The organism is Microcystis sp. T1-4 (assembly GCF_000297435.1).
In the GTDB taxonomy this organism is placed as follows: Bacteria; Cyanobacteriota; Cyanobacteriia; order Cyanobacteriales; family Microcystaceae; genus Microcystis.
This window is the reverse complement of sequence record NZ_CAIP01000448.1, coordinates 1-3,086: the sequence shown is the minus strand read 5'-3', so window position 1 is coordinate 3,086 and position 3,086 is coordinate 1. Positions and strand designations below refer to the sequence as shown.

Here is a 3,086-nt window from a genome sequence, read left to right as displayed (position 1 = left end):
TTAAAAGGCGATACTCGCTATACCAATACAACCTGTTTTGAAACCTTCCCTTTTCCCCAGACACCTTCACAGGAACTTGTCAAAAAAATCCGTCAAACCGCCGGGGAATTACACGAATACCGCAGCCAACAGATGGAGAAAAAACAATGGGGAATCACCAAACTATATAACCAATTCTTTAACGAACCCAGTAGCCAACTGTATCAACTCCATCAGAAATTAGACAAGCTAGTAATGGAGGCCTATCACTTCCAAGCTGACGACGACATCTTAGAGAAACTATTAACCTTAAACCTGGAATTAGCAGAAAAAGAGAAGCGAGGAGAAACCGTCATCGGTCCCTGGTCTCCTTACTCTTAGATTACTCTAACCCCTTACATTAGATTGAAACAATCTGAATTTCCCTGACTCGGTGCATTGGTTTGGTTGGCTTTTCGGTGGTGATTAGTTCATCAGCTTGAATTTGCAGCGCAGCAGCAACATGAAGTGCATCCATCGCCGCTAAACCGTAAGTGCCAGCAATTTCATGAGCATTCTGTATAATTTTTTCTAAGTCAGTTGCCCAGTAATTAACAGCCAGAAAAAATGTTTCGTAAAATTCTATTTCTTCTTGTTGCTTGTTAAAAGTTGCTTTAGGCAATACTTCTAACTGAACAAATCGACTGGAGGCAAACTCCCGATTTTCATCGTTGAGAATTTGATAGGCTTTGATACTGGCTGATTGGATGCCTTGGAAAGCAGTAATCAGTACGCCAGAGTCTATGTAGGCTTTCCTATGACTCACTGCACCCTCCTCGACGTGCAGCAAGTTCTTGTTCTATTTCATCTTCATTGAGCAGTTGCAATCCAGATGCGATCGCCCGATGTCGGATTTCCCATAACTTTTTGCTTAATGGTGTTTGGGGAATAAATTTAGCTTCTGGTGTTGTTTGTGACTCAGATTTAAGTATTTGAACAAATTGCCAAACTTTTTGTTGCTTTTCCGGGGTCAATTCTCGCCATTGTTCAAGTAGTTCTTCTTCTTTATCCATAAATACCTCGCTCTTAAATTATGAATTGTTTGATTTTAAGCAATGCTCATTAATAAAAACCACTCCAGACACAACGGTTAGGAACTTTTTCTACATACATGACTACCATTCCACGGGTACAGCAAGAAAAGTTCACGGGTCTATCCATTGCTGGATAAGGGTTTTTGGCTCTTGTAGTAGATATGTATGGGTAGTTCAGGTGTTTTAGGTGGGAACTGGTTCACCCGGCCGCAAACTAGACCATTTACCGGTTTCGCGTAAAAAGCTTTCACAACCCACCACATCCCACTCCATTTCGATATAATCTTCCTTGGTGCGAATGTTAACGTTAATAGAAGGGTTCTTCGCTTCAAAGTCCGGTGTCTCGGTGAGATGACGTTCCTGATGTTGTGTTTCTACGGCATGATAGGTGAGACAGCGATCAACAAAATAGCAGTTAATACAAATACACATAGGTTTAACTCTATAGGTCTTTTCCGTTAATCTAGCTCAGTCTCTCCCCAAATAGGGCCGGTAAAAATTATATTTTTGTAAATTTATCTTCTCGATGTCTTGTCAAAAAAACCTAGATAGTTTAGTTAAAGAAGTTTTTGCGATTAATCGGCAAGAATTGCCAGAAAATGCTTATTTAGTCGGTGGTGCTGTGCGAGACGCTTTATTAAACCGTCAGAAAGACTATATTGACCTAGATTTTGTGGTTCCCGAAAAAGCGATCGAAATTGCCCAAACTATTGCCCATCATTATAAAGCGGGTTTTGTGGTTTTAGATGCCGTTCGTCAAATTGCTCGCGTCGTTTTTCCCCAGGGTACTCTTGATTTCGCACAACAGGAGGGAGAATCTCTAGAAATAGACCTAAAAAGACGGGATTTCACCGTTAATGCTCTCGCTTATAATCTCCACACCCAAGAAATTTTCGATCCTTTAGGGGGATTAAAAGATTTAGGCTGCCAATCCCTGCGGATGATTTCCCGCGAAAATCTCCAAGATGATCCCCTAAGATTATTAAGGGCCTATCGACAAGCGGCTCAATTGGACTTTGAGATCGAACCCCATACCCGTGCAACTATTCGTTCTCTTGCCCCTTTATTGCACCGTGTAGCCGCCGAAAGGGTACAATCTGAGTTAAACTATCTTTTGCTCAATTCCCGTGGCAATAAATGGCTAAAAAGTGCCTGGGAAGATGGCTTATTATCTCTCTGGTTGCGTCGGATTACCCCCGCAAAAATGGAGCGAGTTATGGGGGTGGAAGCGGCAGCGGGATTTTTAGAATCTTTGTTACCGGAAAACTTTATCTTTTCTCCTTCTCAGTTACAGTTGACAAAATTGGCCCTATTGGTATCGGATGTTTTAGCAGAAGCGGAAAAAGAGTTAATCGATCTTAAGTATTCCCGTGGGGAAATTCGCACGGTAATGACGGTAATTAAGTGTTTACCTCCCCTCAAGGAGGCAGATAATTTAAGTCTGCGGGAACAGTATTTTATTTATCTAAATACGGGAAAAGTATTTCCTGTCTTTGCCCTTTTTGCTTTATCAATGGGGATTAACAAAAATATCGTCGCTTCCCTGTTGACTTCCTATCTCGATCCCGATAATATTATCGCCCATCCCCGACCTTTATTAAGGGGCGATGACTTAATTAACTATTTACATCTGAAACCTAGTCCGATTATCGGTAAGTTATTAACCGAGGTACAAATTGCCCAAATTGAGGGCCAAGTGACAGTTTTTCAGGAGGCGATCGATTTTGCTAAAAAGTTGTTAAGTAGGTGGGTGGAATTAAATATAAAATGAACGTAGGTTGGGTTGAAGCATGAAACCCAACGCCCGCATGGGTTACGCTACCGCTAACCCATCCTACAAATAATTGTGCCTACCTACTTATAAGTAGCTGGTTATAATTAAATTAAAAATGGATTTTAGGTCTGATCCCCCCTGCTCCCCTTGATAAGGGGGGTGCCGATAGGCGGGGGGATCTACCCTTAATAAGGGGGGTGTCTGACAACTTTTAACGCCTACCTACTTAGCAATTGTTCACAGTTTGGAGAGTTTTATAT

General features: G+C 41.6%; 4 protein-coding genes and 1 pseudogene. 2 read left to right on the top strand and 3 right to left on the bottom strand.

Annotated features, from left to right (window positions below; translation table 11 throughout):
• Positions 1-360: pseudogene (locus tag MICAI_RS24755) on the top strand (class I SAM-dependent DNA methyltransferase); the annotation flags it as partial.
• 19 nt (positions 361-379) lie between these two features.
• Here the strand turns inward: MICAI_RS24755 and MICAI_RS22365 are convergent.
• The 3 genes from MICAI_RS22365 to MICAI_RS22355 form a co-directional block, all read right to left on the bottom strand.
• A complete protein-coding gene (locus MICAI_RS22365; RefSeq protein WP_008207411.1) occupies positions 380-784 on the bottom strand; it encodes a type II toxin-antitoxin system VapC family toxin in 405 nt (134 codons plus the stop codon).
• Complete coding sequence (locus tag MICAI_RS22360) at positions 774-1,031, bottom strand: hypothetical protein (RefSeq protein ID WP_008207408.1); 258 nt, start codon at positions 1,029-1,031, stop codon at positions 774-776. The genes MICAI_RS22365 and MICAI_RS22360 overlap by 11 nt, the downstream gene beginning before the upstream one ends.
• 204 nt (positions 1,032-1,235) lie before the next feature.
• The gene (locus MICAI_RS22355) at positions 1,236-1,484 is read right to left on the bottom strand and encodes a Ycf34 family protein (protein WP_002795917.1); all 249 of its coding nucleotides are present in this window, start codon (positions 1,482-1,484) and stop codon (positions 1,236-1,238) included.
• 94 nt (positions 1,485-1,578) lie between these two features.
• On the opposite strand from MICAI_RS22355, the gene MICAI_RS22350 reads away from it, so the two are divergent.
• The gene (locus MICAI_RS22350) at positions 1,579-2,823 is read left to right on the top strand and encodes a CCA tRNA nucleotidyltransferase (protein WP_008207406.1); all 1,245 of its coding nucleotides are present in this window, start codon (positions 1,579-1,581) and stop codon (positions 2,821-2,823) included.
• The last annotated feature ends 263 nt before the right edge of the window (positions 2,824-3,086 follow it).